Annotated in this window: 1 protein-coding gene and 1 pseudogene; both read left to right on the top strand. The window is 67.6% G+C overall.

Annotated elements, in window-relative coordinates:
• Positions 1-204, top strand: a pseudogene (locus JCM25156_RS26820) (SDR family NAD(P)-dependent oxidoreductase); the annotation flags it as partial.
• On the top strand, positions 201-510 hold a 310-nt coding region (locus tag JCM25156_RS20125; RefSeq protein ID WP_025814572.1), incomplete at its 3' end, for a YbaK/EbsC family protein. The pseudogene JCM25156_RS26820 and the gene JCM25156_RS20125, both read left to right, overlap by 4 nt.

A 510-nucleotide genomic window follows, 5' to 3' on the forward strand; every position in this document is an offset into this window, starting at 1 on the left:
CCGGGCAGTCCGCTGCGGATCAACCTGTTTGAACCCGGCATGGTCGCGACCCGCCTGCGCAGGCTGGCCATGCCCGCGCTGGATATGGCCAGCCTGCCCCGGCCCGAATCCATTGCGCCGCAGATCATCCGCCTGTGCCTGCCCGGCCCCCAGCCGCAGGGAGCTTACGTGCAGGCGGACACCATGCAGGAGATACAGGCATGAGCAGGGCCACCCCCGCCACCACGGCGCTGGAAAAGGCGGGTATCGCGTTCACGGTCGTGGAATATGAATACGATCCCACGGCCGGACAGACCGGAAATCACGCCGCCGCCGCCATAGGCGAGGAACCGGAGCGGGTCTTCAAGACGCTCATGGTCATGGTGGATGGACGCCCCGCCTGCGTGGTGGTGCCGGTTGCCGCCACACTCAGCATGAAAAAGGTCGCCGCCGCGTTTGGCGGCAAATCAGCCGAGATGATGCAGCCCGCGGCGGCGGAGCGCAGCACGGGCTTCCGCGTGGGCGGGATCA

Source organism: Komagataeibacter kakiaceti JCM 25156, assembly GCF_000613305.1.